This is a genomic window from Serratia sp. 25CWL12 (genome assembly GCF_055790885.1).
This window is the reverse complement of the sequence record NZ_CM147698.1, coordinates 2,822,222-2,839,832: the sequence shown is the minus strand read 5'-3', so window position 1 is coordinate 2,839,832 and position 17,611 is coordinate 2,822,222. Positions and strand designations below refer to the sequence as shown.

Below are 17,611 nucleotides of genomic sequence, written 5' to 3'. Positions count from 1 at the left end.
GGAGTCCAAGATATGTTTGACTATGAAGTATTGCGATTTATCTGGTGGATCCTGGTTGGCGTATTGCTGATCGGTTTTGCCGTCACCGATGGTTTCGATATGGGTGTCGGCATACTGGTGCGCATTATCGGTAAAACGGATAATGAGCGTCGGATAATGATCAACGCCATTGCCCCACACTGGGATGGTAACCAGGTATGGTTGATTACCGCCGGTGGTGCATTGTTTGCTGCCTGGCCAATGGTATACGCTGCTGCGTTCTCTGGTTTCTATATTGCGATGATTCTGGTGTTGGCTGCGTTGTTTTTCCGCCCTATTGGTTTTGATTACCGTTCTAAGTTGGAAAACAACAGCTGGCGTAATATGTGGGACTGGGGCATCTTTGCGGGTAGTTTTGTGCCTGCAGTGGTATTTGGTGTGGCATTTGGCAACCTGTTGCAAGGGGTGCCGTTCCATATCGACACGACTGCCCGCCTGTTCTATACCGGCAGCTTCTTCGGATTATTGAATCCGTTTGCTCTATTGGCCGGTATTGTCAGCCTGACCATGCTGGTCACTCAGGGGGCAACTTACCTGCAAATGCGTACCACGGCTGAAATTTACCTGCGTTCACGCGCAGCAGCACAGATTTCTGCGTTGGTGATGGGGGTATGTTTCCTGCTGGCCGGTGTTTGGTTGGTGTACGGTATTGATGGTTTTGTGGTGACTTCAGCACTGGATACGGCAGCGCAGTCCAACCCATTGCGCAAAGAGGTTGCTCATCAAGCGGGTGCCTGGTTGATTAACTACAACAAGTATCCGATCCTGTGGGCTCTGCCAGCACTTGGGGTGATTTTGCCACTGTTGACTATCCTGTTCTCGCGGTTCGGGAAAGGTGCAATGGCATTTGTGACCTCGTCATTGACCTGTGCTTGTGTGATCCTGACGGCGGGTGTCACCATGTTCCCGTTTGTTATGCCATCAAGCACTGTGCCTAATGTCAGTCTGACGATGTGGGATGCCACCTCCAGCCTGTTCACGCTGCAAGTGATGACTGTTGTGGCGATTATCTTCGTGCCTATCGTTCTGGCGTACACCATCTGGTCGTACTACAAAATGTTTGGTCGCTTGGATAAGAATTTTATTGAAAACAACAAGCATTCACTGTACTAAGCAAAAGGAGCTAAACCATGTGGTATTTTGCCTGGATCCTCGGAACGCTTCTTGCTTGTTCCTTCGGTATTATTACAGCTCTGGCGCTTGAGCACATTGAAGATTCAAAAGCACAGCAAGACAGTAAGTGATGAGTTCAGCATTGATAGATAAGCTGTATGCCGTCACAGATAAGGGCCCGTTAAGGGCCCTTTCATTGGTGTTGGCGTTGATTTTGGCTGGGTGTATTTTTTGGGATCCCACACTTTTTGCCGCACGTACCAGTTCATTGGCGATTTGGCAGGGGCTGTTGCTGATGTGGGCAGTGTGTGCCGGTCTGGTTCACGGTGTTGGGTTCCGGCCTCATACGCTGTTTTGGCGTGCCTTTTTTGCGCCATTACCAGCAATAATCATCCTAGTGGCAGCATTACTTTACGTTTCTTTATAAATAGCTGGCCCAAGCATGGTGTAAGCCCCTTTGACGGGCTAAGTCTCTATGCCATGGGCCGTATTTACCCATAATTATTTCCATTCTCCCCGAGTAACCCATTCCAAACCCGATCTCTCTTGCGTATAGTAATATCGTTAAATCGCATTGGTTTGGAAGTCTTGTGAGTAATACGTTATTTCGATGGCCAATTCGGGTCTACTATGAAGATACCGATGCTGGTGGGGTGGTTTACCATGCTCGCTATGTCGCCTTTTATGAACGAGCACGCACTGAGATGTTGCGCCAGCGTAACTTTCATCAACAGCAGTTGCTCAGTGAACATATCGCTTTTGCTGTCCGGCGTATAACGGTGGATTATCTACACCCCGCTCGTCTTGATGACATGCTGGAAGTGAAAAGTAAAATCACCTCAATACGCGGGGCTTCTCTTACGTTTGCTCAATGCATTATAAATTCTGATGGTACTCTTTTGAGTAAGGCCGATGTATTGATTGCATGTATTGATCAACACCAAATGAAGCCGATAGCGCTTCCTAAGTCTATTGTCGCGGAGTTTAAGCAGTGACTGACATGAACATCCTGGATTTATTCTTGAAGGCGAGCCTGCTGGTTAAGCTTATCATGTTGATTTTGATATGTTTTTCAGTGGCATCTTGGGCGATTATTATCCAGCGGACACGCATTTTGAATGCGGCAACGCGTGACGCCGAAGCGTTTGAAGACAAGTTTTGGTCGGGCATCGAGCTTTCGCGTTTGTATCAAGAAAGTCAGTCGCGCCGTGATAGCCTGACTGGCTCAGAGCAAATTTTCTATTCGGGCTTCAAGGAGTTTGCTCGTTTACATCGTGCCAATAATCATGCGCCAGAAGCGGTGATTGAAGGGGCCACGCGAGCGATGCGTATTTCCATGAATCGTGAACTGGAAATGTTGGAAACGCATATTCCATTCCTCGGTACCGTGGGTTCCATCAGTCCCTATATTGGGTTGTTTGGTACGGTGTGGGGGATCATGCATGCTTTTATTGCCTTGGGGGCGGTTAAGCAAGCAACCTTACAAATGGTGGCACCCGGTATCGCGGAAGCATTGATTGCCACCGCGATAGGTCTATTCGCCGCGATCCCTGCCGTCATGGCTTACAATCGTCTTAACCAGCGGGTTAACAAGCTTGACCAGAATTACGACAACTTTATGGAAGAGTTTACCGCTATTCTGCATCGCCAGGCCTTCTCCAGCGACAGCAAATAAGTAGGGGGTAGCATGGCGAAAGTTCGTGGTCGTAACCGGCGGGAGCTCAAGTCGGAAATCAACATAGTTCCGTTGCTGGATGTATTGCTGGTGTTGCTGTTGATATTTATGGCAACTGCGCCAATCATAACCCAAAGTGTTGAGGTGGATTTACCGGATGCAACTGATTCCAAGACAGTGTCCAGTGATGATAATCCACCGGTGATCCTCGAAGTTTCTGGCGTAGGGCAATACACTCTGGTGGCTGATCATAACCGCATGGAACTGTTGCCACCAGAGCAGGTGGCGGCAGAAGCCAAATCACGTTTGGCGGCTAACCCGAAGACGGTTTTTTTGATCGGTGGGGCCAAGGAAGTACCCTATGATGAGATTATCAAGGCGTTAAATATTCTTCATCAAGCGGGGGTAACTTCTGTAGGGCTGATGACTCAGCCAATTTGACCCTGAGGTCAGAGGTAACCCAGTTCCTGCTTTTATTTGGCGGGAACACGTTTAAGCACCAGTTTTTGGGAATCTATTTTGGTAAAGGCAACTGAGCAAAACGATAAGCTGAATCGCGCCGTTATTGTATCGGTGGTTCTGCACATCCTATTGATTGCCCTGTTGATTTGGGGATCACTGCAAGAAAACGCCGAAATGAGTGCTGGCGGTGGCGGTGATGGTTCTGTAGTAGGGGCAGTGATGGTCGACCCGGGTGCTGTCGTCGAGCAGTATAATCGCCAGCAGCAGCAGAGTAGCGATGCCCAGCGTGCAGAAAAACAGCGCCAGAAGAAAGCGGAACAGCAGGCGGAAGAGTTACAGCAGAAGCAGGCAGTAGAACAACAACGCCTGAAGAAACTGGAACAGGAGCGTTTGGCGGCGCAGGAAAAAGCGGCGCAGGACGCCAAGGCTCAAGCTGAACAGCAAAAAGTGGCCGAGGTGGCGGTTGCTAAGGCGAAAGAACAACAGAAAGCAGCCGAGGAGGCTGCAGCGAAAGCCAAAGCCGAGGCAGATAAAATAGCCAAAGCACAGGCAGAGGCGCAGAAGAAAGCGGAAGCGGAAGCTAAAAAAGAAGCGGCTGTTGCTGAGGCAGCTAAAAAGCAGGCAGAAGAGGCGAAGAAGCAAGCCGCTGCTGCTGCCGCTGAGAAGAAAGCGGCAGCAGAAGCAGAGAAAAAAGCCGCCGCAGAGAAGGCCGCTGCAGCTAAAAAAGCCGCTGATGATAAGAAAAAGGCGGCTGAAGTCGATGATTTATTTGGTGGCTTGGCTGATGGCAAGAACGCGCCGAAAGGTGGCGGTGCTAAAGCGCAAGGGGATGGTAAACCTGCTGGTCAAGGTAACGCCAAGACCGCTGGGGCTAGTGGTGCCGATATTAGTGGCTATCTGGGGCAGATTACCGCAGCCATTCAGAGCAAGTTTTATGATGCTGATCTTTACAAAGGAAGAACGTGCGATTTACGGATTAAACTGGCACCCGATGGTTTGTTGATTGATATTAAGTCTGAAGGGGGTGATCCCGCTCTGTGCCAGGCAGCAATTGCTGCGGCTAAGCAGGCTCATATTCCCAAACCACCGACTCCGGCAGTGTATGAAGTGTTCAAGAATGTACCCATTACATTTAAGCCAGAATAATGATTTTTTAATTGAGTCATACCCCAAGAATGAATCAAGGTAACCAACAGGGATCCTATCGTTTTGTTGGTTTGTTAAAATTCTGCTAATTTATCGTAGGCATCCTGCCTGGATAAGGGAGATGAGATGAAGCAGGCACTTCGAGTAGTATTAAGTTTTTTAGTACTGTGGGTATCCGTGTTACACGCGGAAGTTCGCATTGAAATCACCCAAGGCGTCGACTCTGCTCGCCCTATTGGCGTGGTACCGTTCAAATGGGCGGGGCCCGGTAGCCCTCCAGAAGATATTGGTCAGATTATTGGTGCGGATCTACGCAATAGCGGCAAGTTTAACCCTATTGATGTGGCCCGTATGCCGCAACAGCCCTCTACGGCAGCTGAAGTAACGCCAGCAGCCTGGACTGCACTGGGTATTGATGCGGTGGTGGTTGGCCAGGTTCAGCCTGGTGCCGATGGCAGTTACCTGGTTTCCTATCAACTGGTTGATACATCAGGGGCTCCTGGTACTGTTCTAGCGCAGAACCAATATAAGATCACCAAGCAGTGGTTACGTTATTCTGCACATACCGCCAGTGATGAAGTGTTTGAAAAGCTGACGGGTATCAAAGGTGCGTTCCGGACCCGTATTGCTTATGTTGTCCATACTAATGGTGGCAAATTCCCACATGAGCTGCGTGTAGCCGATTATGATGGCTATAACCAGTTCGTAGTGCACCGCTCACCTGAACCACTGATGTCACCTGCCTGGTCACCTGATGGAAGTAAATTGGCGTATGTGACCTTCGAGAGCGGCCGTTCAGCTCTGGTTATCCAGACGTTGGCTAGCGGCGCTATCCGCCAGGTTGCTTCGTTCCCACGCCATAATGGCGCGCCAGCATTTTCGCCGGATGGTTCGCGCTTGGCTTTTGCACTTTCCAAGAGCGGTAGCCTTAACCTGTATGTGATGAATCTGGGGTCAGGTCAGATCTCTCAGATTACTGATGGTCGCAGCAATAATACTGAACCCACTTGGTTCCCGGATAGTCAATCGTTGGCCTTTACCTCTGATCAGGGGGGGCGTCCTCAGATTTATAAAGTCAGTGCCAGTGGTGGCACACCACAACGCCTGACTTGGGAAGGGGCTCAGAATCAGAACGCTGATGTGAGTGCTGACGGTAAATTCTTGGTAATGGTAAGTACCAATAGTGGTGCTCAGCATATTGCCAAGCAAGATCTTGGTTCGGGTGCCGTTCAAGTATTAACGGATACGTACCTGGATGAAACACCCAGTATCGCTCCAAACGGCACCATGGTGATCTTTAGCTCCACGCAAGGTATGGGCTCCGTGCTGCAGTTGGTGTCGACTGATGGGCGTTTCAAAGCGCGTCTTCCGGCAACTGATGGACAGGTCAAATTTCCTGCCTGGTCGCCGTATCTGTAATGCATATACAAATATGTATGGCAAACTATAAAAGGATCAAAGAAATGCAACTCAATAAAATGCTGAAGGGGCTTATGCTGGCATTGCCAATTTTGGCGGTAGCGGCTTGTAGTTCTAACAAAAGCGCAAACAATGACCAATCTGGTATGGGCGCTGGCAACGGCACAGAAAATGGCAGCAGCAACCTGTCTTCTGAAGACCAAGCTCGTTTGCAGATGCAAGAACTGCAGAGAAACAATATTGTTTACTTTGCTTTTGACAAATATGACATTGGCTCTGATTTCACTCAGATGCTGGATGCTCATGCGGCATTCCTGCGTAACAATCCATCTTATAAAGTGACTGTTGAAGGTCACGCGGATGAGCGCGGTACGCCAGAATACAACATCGCTTTGGGCGAGCGTCGTGCTAGCGCCGTCAAAATGTACCTGCAAGGTAAAGGTGTTTCTGCTGACCAGATCTCTATCGTTTCCTACGGTAAAGAGAAACCAGCAGTACTGGGCCACGATGAAGCGGCTTGGGCTAAAAACCGTCGTGCCGTTCTGGTTTACTAAGAGAATCGCATGAACAGTAACTTCAGACATCACCTGTTGAGTCTGTCGTTACTGGTTGGCGTAGCGGCTCCATGGGCCGCTACTGCCCAAGCGCCAATCAGTAATGTCGGCTCAGGCTCGGTCGAAGACCGTGTCACATCACTTGAGCGGATTAGCAATGCTCAAAGTCAGCTCTTAAATCAACTTCAGCAACAACTCTCTGATAATCAACGCGATATAGATTCACTGCGTGGGCAGATTCAGGAAAATCAGTATCAGCTGAATCAGGTAGTTGAACGTCAGAAACAGCTCTATCAGCAAATTGATAGTCTTGGCCAGAATGGTGCGCAGAGTTCAGCGGGTGCTGCCGCTGGGGCCGCCGTAGGGGCAACGGCTGCCACATCTGGGGATAGCGCAAGCAATTCTTCTACCGGCACCACTGCGGCTCCAGCAAGTAGTGGCGATGAGAACAGCGACTACAATTCAGCGGTTTCACTGGCGCTGGAAAAAAAACAGTATGATGAGGCGATCACCGCCTTTCAGGCTTTTATTAAGCAGTATCCGCAGTCGACTTACCAACCTAACGCCAACTATTGGCTAGGGCAGTTGCTTTACAACAAAGGTAAAAAGGATGATGCGACCTACTATTTTGCAGTAGTGGTAAAGAATTATCCTAAATCGCCGAAGGCACCGGATGCGATGTATAAAGTTGGGGTGATCATGCAGGAAAAAGGGCAAATGGATAAAGCCAAAGCCGTTTACCAGCAGGTGATTAAGTTATACCCAACCAGCGATGCGGCCAAACAGGCCAAGAAACGCGAAGCGAGTTTATAAGCAAAATTTGAGCCCGGAATTTAGTCGATTTGGTTGAATTCTGGGCTCATTCGCGTGAAGAACAAGCAGTTGAACCTTTTAAGTAAAAATTTAGGTTGCGCTGCCAAGATAAATTAGTAATATATGCCGCCGTTGCCAAGACATCTTGTTAAGTGTCAAAGTGACAGAAAATTGGGTCGTTAGCTCAGTCGGTGGAGCAGTTGACTTTTAATCAATTGCTCGCAGGTTCGAGCCGAGCGAAGCGAGACGACAACGCGCAGCGTTGCCCGTAGGGTGAGGACGAAGGACGAATCAATCCTACACCACTCAATAACAGATGTGGCTTTATAAGTAGTAACCATGTTTTGAGTAGTTAGCTCACAATGATGGGTCGTTAGCTCAGTCGGTAGAGCAGTTGACTTTTAATCAATTGGTCGCAGGTTCGAATCCTGCACGACCCACCAATTTAAGTATCTAGTAAGCAGTAACCATGCAGTGGGTGATTAGCTCAGTTGGTAGAGCATCTCCTTTACACGGAGGGGGTCGGCGGTTCGAGCCCGTCATCACCCACCACTAACATGGGTCGTTAGCTCAGTCGGTAGAGCAGTTGACTTTTAATCAATTGGTCGCAGGTTCGAATCCTGCACGACCCACCATCTCCTCATATAGCACTGAACCATCCCCAAACATTCAATCACTCAAATCCCACCAAGTCATACCTGACCACACCCAAGTATTGCCATTGTTCCACCCCCTTCAAACACCCAAATTTTAATCTATTAAACAGAAATCAATTTTTACTGAAAATAACAGCGACTCAATACAAAAATTGCGGTATTTTGTTTAGTATAACAAACAAGGTTGTTTGCCAAGAGTAAGCGAGTACCAATAAGCAAACATCCAACCCGTTGAAGAGATAAAAGTAATGAGTGAAATGTTTGATATCAATGCTGCGGTGTACCCATTCCCTCCAAAACCGCAACCGTTAGATGGAGCAGAAAAAGCATTTTATCGCCAAAAGATTAAAACGTTACTCAAGCAACGGGATGCCGTGATGGTGGCTCATTACTATACTGATCCTGAAATCCAGGCTCTCGCAGAGGAAACGGGGGGATGTGTTGCAGATTCACTGGAAATGGCGCGTTTTGGCAGCCGACATCCGGCCTCAACGTTACTGGTTGCTGGGGTGCGTTTTATGGGGGAAACAGCTAAAATCCTCAGCCCGGAAAAACAGGTATTGATGCCAACATTGCATGCCGAATGCTCACTGGATCTTGGCTGTCCAGCGGCGGAGTTTAACGCTTTTTGCGACAGTCACCCTGAGCGGACCGTGGTGGTTTATGCCAATACTTCAGCGGCAGTCAAAGCCCGTGCCGATTGGGTTGTCACTTCCAGTATTGCGGTTGAATTGATTGAACACCTTGATAGCCTCGGTGAGAAAATTATCTGGGCACCGGATCGGCATCTTGGTCATTATGTACAAAAGCAAACAGGGGCGGATGTACTGTGCTGGCAAGGGGCTTGTATCGTTCATGATGAGTTTAAAACGCAAGCGCTGTTGCGTATGAAGGCGCTCTACCCCAATGCGGCAATATTGGTGCATCCAGAGTCTCCCCATGCGGTGATCGAACTGGCTGATGCGGTTGGGTCAACCAGCCAGTTGATTCAAGCGGCAACCAAACTACCTCACCCGCAACTGATTGTGGCTACTGATCGCGGTATCTTTTACAAGATGCAACAGGCTTGCCCGGATAAAGAGCTATTCGAAGCCCCTACGGCGGGGGAAGGGGCAACCTGTCGCAGTTGCGCACATTGTCCATGGATGGCGATGAACGGCTTGCAAGCCATTGCTGAAGGGTTGGAGCAGATGGGTGCACAGCATGAGATCCTGGTGGATGAAACACTGCGTGATAAGGCGCTTATCCCGCTTAACCGCATGTTGGAGTTTGCTGCACATTTACCTGGTCGCTGACAGATAGCATCAATATCTCTCGGCATTGAGACGGCAGCACGGTAGCTGCCACAATGCCAACGGCGACATAAAGATGATTTACAGCAACAGCTACAGCCGCTAGATTGGTAAGTCTCTGCGCATTGTGCAATACACCGATACCTAATGGAAAAGCTATGAATTATCAAAATGACGATTTACGTATTAAACAAATCACGGAACTCCTGCCACCGGTGGCTCTGTTGGAGAAGTTTCCTGCCACTCTACAAGCGGCTGAAACGGTGTCACAAGCGCGTAATGCTATCCACAACATCCTTCGTGGCAATGATGATCGTCTGCTGGTGGTGATTGGCCCTTGCTCTATTCACGATACTCATGCAGCAAAAGAGTATGCGACACGTCTGCTGAAACTGCGCCAGGAGCTTGGTGGTGAGTTAGAGATAGTGATGCGCGTCTATTTTGAAAAGCCACGCACCACCGTTGGCTGGAAAGGGTTGATTAATGATCCACAGATGGATAACAGCTTCCAGATCAATGAAGGCTTGCGTCTGGCACGTAAGTTATTGCTGGATATTAATGATGCTGGTTTACCGACGGCGGGTGAATTTCTCGATATGATCACGCCTCAATATCTGGCAGACCTGATGAGTTGGGGGGCTATTGGTGCGCGGACGACTGAATCTCAAGTGCACCGTGAGCTGGCCTCTGGCCTCTCTTGTCCGGTTGGTTTTAAGAATGGTACTGACGGTACGATTAAAGTTGCCATTGACGCCATTAATGCAGCGAGTGCCGCGCACTGCTTCCTGTCTGTCACCAAGTGGGGGCATTCTGCCATTGTGAACACGGGGGGGAATGGTGATTGCCATATCATCCTGCGTGGTGGCAAGGAGCCAAACTACAGTGCAGCACATGTGAAGCAAGTGAAGGATGGCCTGGTTAAAGCGGGTTTGCCACCACGAGTGATGATCGATTTCAGCCATGCTAACAGTAGCAAGCAGTTTAAAAAGCAGTTGGACGTCAATACCGATGTTTGCAATCAATTATGTGCGGGTGATCAAGCCATTATTGGTGTCATGATCGAAAGTCACCTGGTGGAAGGGAATCAGAATCTGGAAAGTGGTGAGCCGCTGGTTTATGGTAAAAGCGTGACCGATGCTTGCATTGGCTGGGAAGATACCGAAACTGTCCTGCGTGAATTGGCCGCAGCGGTAAAAGTACGCCGTAGCTGATAGTTAGTTTTCCAGGCCCCGCACTAGCAGGGTCTGGACTTTATGAGATGATCGGTAAAACGGTCACCAACAGCATGTATATACCCAAAATAATTAGAGTTGCCTGTAGGCAGCCAGCACTGGTGCTGGCCCGCAAGGTGAGCCTTATGGATGAGGTTCAATGATCCCCTGGCGGGGCTGCCAGTTAGGCAGCTCGGTTAGTGCTCAAAGCAGCTGCCAAAATTCATCAGCATAACGAGGTCACCGAACTGGGCCTAAACGTGGTCAACGTCAGTGTCCGTGCCCAGCCAATACTGGGCACGTCCTGCTGGTTAGCGGGGATTACTTCGCTTTACCCTGATTGGCTACCGCCGCTGCTTTGGCGGCGATCTCGTCAGCATTACCCAGATAGTAGCGTTTAACTGGGTTGAAGTGCTCATCGAATTCATACACCAAAGGGACGCCCGTTGGGATATTCAGCTCGATAATCTCATCTTCGCTCATCTTATCGAGATATTTCACCAAGGCGCGTAACGAGTTGCCGTGGGCGGCAACGATAACGCGTTCACCGCGTTTGATTCGCGGCAGGATCTCTTGGTTCCAGTAAGGGATCACACGTTCAATTGTTAATGCCAGGCTTTCGGTTAGGGGCAGCTCTTTTTCGCTCAGTGCTGAGTAGCGTGGGTCATGCCCTGGGTAGCGTTCATCTGCTTTGGTTAATGCTGGTGGGGTGACGGCAAAACCACGACGCCATTGTAGCACCTGCTCGTCACCATATTTCTCTGCGGTTTCAGCTTTATTGAGCCCTTGCAATGCGCCGTAGTGGCGCTCATTCAGCTTCCAGGTTTTTTCGGTGGGTAACCAGACTTGGTCCAGTTCGTCCAGAATACGCCACAATGTGTGGATAGCCCGCTTGAGTACCGAGGTATAAGCAAAGTCAAAAGTGAAACCTTCCTCTTTTAACAGTTTACCTGCTGCTTTGGCTTCGCTACGGCCTTTATCTGAAAGATCAACATCATACCAACCGGTAAAGCGGTTCTCGTTGTTCCACAGACTTTCACCGTGACGTACCAGTACCAACTTGGTTGTTGCCATAGCCTGACTCCTTAATCACGCGTCATCATAATAATAACGATAATCATTATACTATAGCAGTCAACCTTTAACGCTAAATCAAGCTGAGTGACCGATTGGCTCAAACTGATAATGTGTGGCGCTCTGGTACCGTTGTCCGGGTTGTAACCAACAGTCAGGTTGCGGCCATTCAGGGTGGTTCGGGCTGTCGGGCAAAAATTCACTTTCCAGCGCCACGCCAGCGTAAATATCGTAGCTGCCGCCATCACGTGCTGGTGTTCCCGCTAGATAATTTCCACCATAAAACTGTATTGCAGGTGCCGTTGTGAATAGCGTCATTTTGACCTGACCATCAGCTGACCACAAATGGGCGGCAGGGTTGCTCAATGTCTGACAAGAAGGAGACAGCAGATAGGCATGGTCATAACCTTTAACCCGTTGTTGGCAGCGATCACGCAGTAAGTCTTGCTGAATGGTTTTCGGTTGGCGGAAATCCATGCCGGTATCAGTGACCGGGGTCAGGTCGGCACAAGGGATCCCTTCGCTGTCTACCGGCAGATAGCTGTCGGCGAACAGTTGCAAACGCTGTTGCCTGGCGTCTTGTCCTGCACCATCCAAGTTGAAGTAGGCATGGTTGGTCAGATTGACGGGGCAAGTGCGATCAGTTTGCGCCTGATACTCAATTTCCAGCCGATGGTTGTCGGTCAACCGATAGGTGAGTGTGACGTCCAGATTCCCAGGAAACCCTTGGTCACCATGGGGAGAATATAATTGATATACGATGTGTTGTTCATCTTGTGCCACAATTTGCCAGCGGCGCGCATGAAAACCTCCGGGCCCGCCATGTAACTGGTGAGGTCCCTGATTGGCAATCAAGGGGTAAGTTTTGCCTGCGATCAACAGTTTGGAATTAGCAATGCGGTTGGCATAACGGCCGACAGTTGCCCCTAGATAAGCACTTTGATGCAAATACTGTTCTGGAGATTGGCAGCCCAATAGCAGTTCGCGTTTCTCGCCTGATTTCAGCGGCAACACGGCAGAAAGCCAAGTCGCACCCCAATCCATGAGGGTGATAGTCATTCCCCCGCTATTACGCAGGGTCGTGAGGGTGAATGGCTGCCCATCAGGGGCTAGTGCAGGTTTATTGGTTAACATAAGCCAGATCCTTGTGATGGTTTACAGACATAAAAAGTTTCTTTCAGCCCATTGGTTTGCCGTGGGTATTCCTGGGCGACAGTGGCACGCACTGGCTCGACTAAATCTACGGGCATCAGTGCCACAATGCAGCCGCCAAAACCGCCACCGGTCATACGCACCCCGCCACGGTCACCAATCACCTGTTTCACGATTGTCACCAAGGTATCGATTGGCGGTACAGTGATTTCAAAATCATCACGCATTGAAGCGTGCGATTCAGCCATCAGTGTCCCCATCAAGCTCAGGTTACCGGCGGTTAATGCGGCGGCAGCCGCCAAGGTACGCTCGTTTTCATTGATCACATGGCGCGCACGTTTGGCGACGGTAGGATCCAGTTGATGCTGAGCTGCTAAAAATTGTGCTGAAGTGACATCGCGTAGCGCCTTAACACCAAAGAAACGGGCTGCTTCCTCACATTGTTTGCGGCGCGTGTTGTATTCACTGTCCACCAACCCCCGTTTGACGTTGGAATTGATAATGACAACGGCCACCTCGGCTGGCATTGATACCGCCTGAGTTTCCAGTGAGCGGCAGTCGATCAATAGGGCATGGTCTTGCTTGCCCAGTGCCGAAATCAACTGATCCATAATGCCGCAATTACAGCCGACAAACTGGTTTTCCGCCTCTTGGCCATTAAGCGCTAAGGCAACACCATCAAGCGGTAACTGATAAAGTGCTTGCAATGCCTGACCAACGGCGACTTCCAATGATGCTGATGAACTTAGCCCGGCCCCCTGCGGTACATTGCCGCTAATGACCAGGTCGGCACCAGCAAACTCGGTATTACGTGTTTGCAGATGTTTTACTACACCGCGTACATAGTCAGCCCAACGGAGGTCAGGATGTTTGATGATCGGGCTATCCAGCGAAAACTGATCCTGCTGATTTTGATAGTCGGCAGCTAACACACGGATTTGGCGATCATGGCGTGGTGCCGCACTGATCACCGTCTGGTAATCGATCGCACAAGGGAGAACGAAACCGTCATTATAGTCAGTGTGTTCACCAATCAGGTTGACCCGACCTGGAGCCTGAATCGTCAGCGTAGGGGCATAGCCAAAATGCTGGTTAAAAAGGTCGTGGGTATGTTTTTTCAAACTCATTATTAGGCTCCGACAGATTGAAAATGGACATCACTGACTGCGCGCAAATGTTCTGCGGCTTGTTCTGCCGTCAAGTCACGCTGGGTTTCCGCCAGCATTTCATAACCCACCATAAATTTCCGTACTGTTGCACTGCGCAATAACGGTGGGTAGAAGTGGGCGTGCAATTGCCAGTGGCGGTTATCGGCATGATTGAACGGGGCTCCATGCCAACCCATAGAGTAAGGAAAAGAGCACTGAAACAGATTGTCATAACGGCTGGTGAGTTTCTTCAGCGCGATAGCCAGATCGCTGCTTTGTGCTGCCGAGAGTTCGCTAAGCCGTTGTACGGCTGCTTTTGGTAGCAACAGGGTTTCAAATGGCCAGGCAGCCCAGTAAGGCACTACGGCTAGCCAGTGCTCAGTTTCCACCACTGTGCGGCTACCATCAGCTTGTTCACGCTGGACATAGTCGAACAGCATCGGGGAGTGATGCTGAGTGAAGTACTCCTGCTGTAGTTGGTCTTCACGCTCAGCTTCATTGGGTAGGAAACTGTTAGCCCAGACTTGTCCATGTGGATGAGGATTAGAGCACCCCATGGTGGCCCCTTTGTTTTCAAAAACTTGTACCCATGGGTAGCTGCGCCCTAAATCAGCAGTCTGCTGTTGCCAGGTAGCGACCACCTGTTCTAGCTCAGGAATGGTCAACTGCGGCAGCGTTTTACTGTGATCGGGAGAAAAACAGATCACGCGGCTGGTACCACGTGCACTTTGACAACGCAGCAGCGGATCATGGCTTTCTGGGGCTGCAGGGGTGTCTTGCATCAGGGCAGCAAAGTCATTAGTAAATACGTAGGTGCCTAGGTAGTCAGGATTTTTATCGCCTGTGACTCGAGTATTGCCCGGGCAAAGAAAACAGTCTGGGTCATGGGCTGGCAATGTTTGCGCCATTGCGGATTCCTGCTGGCCTTGCCATGGACGCTTGGCCCGGTGCGGTGAAACCAATACCCATTGGCCAGTGAGCGGATTAAAACGACGGTGCGGATGATCAATCGGGTTAAAACAGTTCATAACGATCCTTTTAATCACTCATCAGATTGAATGTAATCGCTTTCACTTTCGGTATGATGAGTTATCGTCTGGTTTAGGTTAAAAAAGATGGCGTAAAGATAGCATAATTAGCGCTGATAAAAGGTGATCTAACACTAAAAAAGAGAGCGTTTACACGCATTGCACTCGCTGAGTTAGCGCTATTATAACGCTGGCTTGTACAGATATTTGGTAGCGCTTCCACTCAAGAGGCAGTGACTAGCGAGATATCGCCAGTCAGCTCTGATTATGGGTGCTGATAGAGGGGGTAAGTAAAAAACAGGAGATGGGTCAGATTAAGCGCAAAATGGAAAAGTACCGGTACCCATAGGCGTCCACTCCACATCCAGGCTAGGCCATAGATCAACCCAGCCAATGTGGCAAACACCACCATCAGCCAACCGGCGGCAAAGTGTGCAGCGCCAAACAGTAACGCGGTGATGATCAGCGCCGGGTAGGCGCCTAACCAGCGGCTGCAACGTTGTTGTAAATAGCCACGAAACAGGGCTTCTTCAGCCAGGGAGACAAAAAACAGATTAGCCATGATAAAGGCCAGGATCCACGGCGGCATATGCAGTTCAATTTTCAGCCCACCCAGAGCTACCGCCAATAGCAGCAGCGCCGGGATAGACAACACCAGGACCACCCAGGCACTGACACCCACAACTCGGTCTGGCTGGTCAGTATTGAACAGCGTTGGCAAGCAGGCCATTAGCAGGAAGGGCACCAGTGCCTTGTCGAAGTTGTAGTACAGAGAATAAGTAGAACTCAGTGGCCCCAGTTTTGCCTTTTCCACCATCAAGGGGTTATTGAATCCAGGCATCAGGTGATAAAACAAGGCGAGTGAGCAAGCGACTAAAAAGAGTTCGAGTACAACAGAAACCATGCGCTGTTGGCGATAGTGTTGTCGAAGCCAGATACCGATGGCGATTATCGCCAGGCAACCCAGACTGGTTGGGGTGAGGATCTGGTGGTGAACCCCCATTCCTATCGCTGCCACCAACAGAATAAAGGCAATCAGCCGATTAAATGGCAGAAAAAACAACGAAGCCGAAAGTACACCCCACATAATCGCTATCCCTAAAAATAAGCCTATGACACTCAGTGCCAGTAACTTGATTCACTACAGACATACAAGGGATAGTAGCACAAGCCTGCAGATGCAAAGCCCTGAGTCTAAACAATGCTTATTACTCCCTTAATTGATGATCGTTGCCACTAGCTGTTGCTGGCATTTGCATAGCTATCAATCAGGACCTCTTGCTGATAGCGATAACCTTCACCATCTGGAATAAAGGTCAAGCGGTGGGTGATACACTCCGGTGCATCCTCACTATGGTGGGAAACAAATAGCAACTGAGTCGTCCCTTGCTGGATCAGCACATCAATAAAGCGCCGGACCAGTTGGCGGTTAAGCGGGTCTAGACCTTGCAAAGGTTCATCCAGGATCAACAACGCCGGGTGTTTAACCAGTGCGCGAGCAATCAAGGTTAACCGCTGTTGCCCCCAGGAGAGTGTATGGAAAGGCGCATTACCCAATGCCTCATTGAATCCAAGTAACTGTAACCACTGTGAGGTCAACTGTTGTTGGCGTTCGGATGCGGCTTGATAAATACCAATGGAATCAAAGAAGCCCGACAGAATAACGTTACGTACACTGGCGCTGACACGATAATCCAGATGCAGGCTGCTACTGACATATCCAATATGGCGTTTGATTTCCCAAATGGTTTCGCCACTGCCACGCCGACGGCCAAACAGCGTCAGGTCGTTGCTATAACCTTGAGGATGGTCACCGGTAATCAGACTGAGCAATGTCGATTTACCGGCTCCATTGGGGCCGACGATCTGCCAGTGTTCGCCGGGATTAACCTGCCAACTGAGGCGATGGAGAATTGGGCGATCATTATAGCTGACGATACCATCACGCAAGACAATCAATGGGTTGGTTGTTGGCAGGGGAATATTCAGGGTGGGATCTTCGGTTTCAGGCAACGAAAGGTTGCTGAGATTTTCGCTGTGTGCCAATTGGGCCACCAGCGCGTCAGCCATCACCTGTTTCCGAGGCCCTTGGCTGGTTAAGGTACAATCTGCCAATACCCCCACTTGTTGAATAAAATTCGGGATTTCATCAAAGCGGTTAAGGACCAGCACCAGCGTCACCCCCTGTTGGGCCAGTTCTCCTAGCAAGGTGGCAAGCTGGGCACGTGACTGGTTATCCAATCCATCAAAAGGTTCATCAAGAATTAATAAATCAGGGGCTGGCATCAGAGCACGGCATAATAACGTTTTGCGTGTTTCGCCGGTAGAGAGGTATTTGAAGCGGCGCGCCAACAGCGGTGCGATGCCAAACTGTGCGGCAAGTTGTGTGCAGCGCTGATCATCCTGAATATCCTCCTGAATGATTTCTGCGGTAGTGCGACCAGTGTCGTCCTCATCGGGGCTTAACAGGTCGGTATTGTTGCGCTGCCATTCATCACTGACCAGTTTTTGTAATTGCTCGAAGGAGATCCGTACCACATTGCGGAAATCATGGCGGTATGCCCCGTTCAATAAGGTCAGATCGCCAGCCAGCGCCCGCGCCAGGGCTGACTTCCCGCTGCCATTAGCACCGACAAAAGCCCAGCAGTCACCTGACTGAATATTCAGTTGAGGCAAGGATAAAGTGCGAGTGTCGCTTAACCGGAATAAAGCTTGCGAAATTTGCAACGAGGGCATTATTTATTCTCTATTGGGTATTGATTAGATTTAGAAATATTCGCATCAGAAAGAGATGTCAATCGGCAATAATGCAACGTGATATTGCCGTTA

The 17,611-nt window shown here is 49.8% G+C and carries 18 protein-coding genes and 4 tRNA genes; 16 read left to right on the top strand and 6 right to left on the bottom strand.

Features of this window, described 5'->3' with window-relative positions; all coding sequences use genetic code 11:
* Positions 1–12 precede the first annotated feature (12 nt).
* The 16 genes from cydB to aroG all read left to right on the top strand — a co-directional run bounded on the left by cydB (position 13) and on the right by aroG (position 10,380).
* Positions 13–1,152, top strand: a complete 1,140-nt coding sequence (gene cydB / locus ACX9GV_RS12180; RefSeq protein WP_473195701.1) for a cytochrome d ubiquinol oxidase subunit II — start codon at positions 13–15, stop codon at positions 1,150–1,152.
* A gap of 17 nt (positions 1,153–1,169) precedes the next feature.
* Entirely contained in the window at positions 1,170–1,283 is a 114-nt protein-coding gene (gene cydX, locus ACX9GV_RS12175; RefSeq protein WP_116728220.1) for a cytochrome bd-I oxidase subunit CydX, read from the top strand.
* Positions 1,283–1,579, top strand: a complete 297-nt coding sequence (ybgE, locus tag ACX9GV_RS12170) for a cyd operon protein YbgE (RefSeq protein WP_473195700.1) — start codon at positions 1,283–1,285, stop codon at positions 1,577–1,579. Before cydX ends, ybgE begins: the two co-directional genes overlap by 1 nt.
* A gap of 163 nt (positions 1,580–1,742) precedes the next feature.
* Positions 1,743–2,147: a tol-pal system-associated acyl-CoA thioesterase gene (gene ybgC / locus ACX9GV_RS12165; protein ID WP_023490675.1), complete on the top strand. Its 405-nt coding sequence runs from the start codon at positions 1,743–1,745 to the stop codon at positions 2,145–2,147.
* Positions 2,144–2,827, top strand: a complete 684-nt coding sequence (tolQ, locus tag ACX9GV_RS12160; RefSeq protein WP_023490674.1) for a Tol-Pal system protein TolQ — start codon at positions 2,144–2,146, stop codon at positions 2,825–2,827. The genes ybgC and tolQ overlap by 4 nt, the downstream gene beginning before the upstream one ends.
* 12 nt (positions 2,828–2,839) lie before the next feature.
* Positions 2,840–3,268, top strand: coding sequence for a colicin uptake protein TolR (gene tolR / locus ACX9GV_RS12155; protein ID WP_023490673.1), 429 nt, complete (start codon positions 2,840–2,842; stop codon positions 3,266–3,268).
* A gap of 78 nt (positions 3,269–3,346) precedes the next feature.
* Positions 3,347–4,435, top strand: coding sequence for a cell envelope integrity protein TolA (gene tolA, locus ACX9GV_RS12150; RefSeq protein ID WP_473195699.1), 1,089 nt, complete (start codon positions 3,347–3,349; stop codon positions 4,433–4,435).
* A gap of 126 nt (positions 4,436–4,561) precedes the next feature.
* Positions 4,562–5,854, top strand: a complete 1,293-nt coding sequence (gene tolB, locus ACX9GV_RS12145) for a Tol-Pal system beta propeller repeat protein TolB (protein ID WP_023490671.1) — start codon at positions 4,562–4,564, stop codon at positions 5,852–5,854.
* A 44-nt stretch (positions 5,855–5,898) separates the two neighbouring features.
* Positions 5,899–6,408 carry a peptidoglycan-associated lipoprotein Pal gene (gene pal / locus ACX9GV_RS12140; RefSeq protein ID WP_023490670.1) on the top strand — a complete coding sequence of 170 codons (510 nt, stop codon included), beginning with the start codon at positions 5,899–5,901 and terminating at the stop codon, positions 6,406–6,408.
* Positions 6,409–6,417: 9 nt separating this feature from the next.
* Positions 6,418–7,221 (top strand): cell division protein CpoB, encoded by an 804-nt coding sequence (cpoB, locus tag ACX9GV_RS12135; protein ID WP_023490669.1) that lies wholly within the window; start codon positions 6,418–6,420, stop codon positions 7,219–7,221.
* A 176-nt stretch (positions 7,222–7,397) separates the two neighbouring features.
* A tRNA-Lys gene (locus ACX9GV_RS12130) sits at positions 7,398–7,499 on the top strand.
* Between the two features lie 89 nt (positions 7,500–7,588).
* A tRNA-Lys gene (locus tag ACX9GV_RS12125) sits at positions 7,589–7,664 on the top strand.
* Positions 7,665–7,697: 33 nt separating this feature from the next.
* A tRNA-Val gene (locus tag ACX9GV_RS12120) sits at positions 7,698–7,773 on the top strand.
* A 7-nt stretch (positions 7,774–7,780) separates the two neighbouring features.
* A tRNA-Lys gene (locus ACX9GV_RS12115) sits at positions 7,781–7,856 on the top strand.
* Positions 7,857–8,125: 269 nt separating this feature from the next.
* The gene (gene nadA, locus ACX9GV_RS12110) at positions 8,126–9,172 is read left to right on the top strand and encodes a quinolinate synthase NadA (RefSeq protein WP_023489199.1); all 1,047 of its coding nucleotides are present in this window, start codon (positions 8,126–8,128) and stop codon (positions 9,170–9,172) included.
* Positions 9,173–9,327: 155 nt separating this feature from the next.
* The gene (gene aroG, locus ACX9GV_RS12105; protein ID WP_473195698.1) at positions 9,328–10,380 is read left to right on the top strand and encodes a 3-deoxy-7-phosphoheptulonate synthase AroG; all 1,053 of its coding nucleotides are present in this window, start codon (positions 9,328–9,330) and stop codon (positions 10,378–10,380) included.
* 321 nt (positions 10,381–10,701) lie between these two features.
* Here the strand turns inward: aroG and gpmA are convergent, their stop codons facing one another.
* The 6 genes from gpmA to modF all read right to left on the bottom strand — a co-directional run bounded on the left by gpmA (position 10,702) and on the right by modF (position 17,518).
* A complete protein-coding gene (gene gpmA / locus ACX9GV_RS12100; protein WP_473195697.1) occupies positions 10,702–11,454 on the bottom strand; it encodes a 2,3-diphosphoglycerate-dependent phosphoglycerate mutase in 753 nt (250 codons plus the stop codon).
* 78 nt (positions 11,455–11,532) lie between these two features.
* Positions 11,533–12,588, bottom strand: a complete 1,056-nt coding sequence (gene galM / locus ACX9GV_RS12095) for a galactose-1-epimerase (RefSeq protein WP_473195696.1) — start codon at positions 12,586–12,588, stop codon at positions 11,533–11,535.
* A complete protein-coding gene (galK, locus tag ACX9GV_RS12090) occupies positions 12,582–13,733 on the bottom strand; it encodes a galactokinase (protein ID WP_023489203.1) in 1,152 nt (383 codons plus the stop codon). Before galK ends, galM begins: the two co-directional genes overlap by 7 nt.
* Before the next feature lie 2 nt (positions 13,734–13,735).
* Positions 13,736–14,782: a galactose-1-phosphate uridylyltransferase gene (gene galT / locus ACX9GV_RS12085; protein WP_023489204.1), complete on the bottom strand. Its 1,047-nt coding sequence runs from the start codon at positions 14,780–14,782 to the stop codon at positions 13,736–13,738.
* 265 nt (positions 14,783–15,047) lie between these two features.
* The gene (locus tag ACX9GV_RS12080) at positions 15,048–15,869 is read right to left on the bottom strand and encodes a lysostaphin resistance A-like protein (protein ID WP_473195695.1); all 822 of its coding nucleotides are present in this window, start codon (positions 15,867–15,869) and stop codon (positions 15,048–15,050) included.
* Between the two features lie 149 nt (positions 15,870–16,018).
* Positions 16,019–17,518: a molybdate ABC transporter ATP-binding protein ModF gene (gene modF, locus ACX9GV_RS12075; RefSeq protein ID WP_473195694.1), complete on the bottom strand. Its 1,500-nt coding sequence runs from the start codon at positions 17,516–17,518 to the stop codon at positions 16,019–16,021.
* Positions 17,519–17,611 lie beyond the last annotated feature (93 nt).